Origin of the sequence: Streptococcus sp. 477 (assembly GCF_013277295.1) — a bacterium.
Lineage (GTDB): Bacteria > Bacillota > Bacilli > Lactobacillales > Streptococcaceae > Streptococcus > Streptococcus pseudopneumoniae.
This window is the reverse complement of record NZ_VMMQ01000113.1, coordinates 1-742: the sequence shown is the minus strand read 5'-3', so window position 1 is coordinate 742 and position 742 is coordinate 1. Positions and strand designations below refer to the sequence as shown.

At 41.2% G+C, this 742-nt stretch carries 1 protein-coding gene; it reads left to right on the top strand.

Annotated features, from left to right (window positions below; translation table 11 throughout):
- The coding region (locus HT691_RS11010) for an ISNCY family transposase (protein ID WP_172925385.1) at nucleotides 1–742 on the top strand (742 nt) is incomplete at both ends.

The following is a 742-nucleotide window of genomic DNA, read 5'->3' as shown; positions in this document are numbered from 1 at the left end:
TTTTTTTAAACTTTTTACAATTTTTTGGCGAGAACTCATCCAAATGGAGGCTAGCCCTCATGCCTGGTTTGGAGCAGAAACCTCTAACTTACACTTAGCCATTGATGATGCTTCCGGCAATATCCTAGGGGCTTATTTTGATAAAAAAGAGAACTTGAATGCTTACTATCATGTCCTTGAACAAATATTAGCCAACCACGGCATTCCCCTTCAAATCAAAACAGATAAAAGAACAGTCTTTACCTATCAAATCTCCAACTCTAAGAAAATGGAGGACGATACCCATACACAATTCGGATACGCCTGTCACCAACTGGGGATTCTCCTTGAGACAACCGCTATCCCTCAAGCTAAAGGGAGAGTCGAAAGACTCAATCAGGCACTACAATCTCGCCTGCCTATTGAACTGGAACGAAACAATATTCATACCTTGGAAGAAGCCAATACTTTCCTTATTTCCTACATTCAAACCTTTAATGAACAGTTTGGAAACAAGACAAAACTCTCTGTCTTTGAGGAGGCTCCTAAGCCCTCTGAACGAAATCTCATTCTGGCTAGACTGGCGGAGAGAGTCGTCGATAGTGGACACCATATCCGATTCCAAAATCGTTGCTATATCCCTGTTGAACAAGGAAAAGAAGTCTACTTCAGCAGAAAGACGAAAGCATTCGTTATAAAAGAAGTTGACGGTGACATCTACCTCAATATCGCTGACAAGATCTATCACACAAAGGAGCTACTA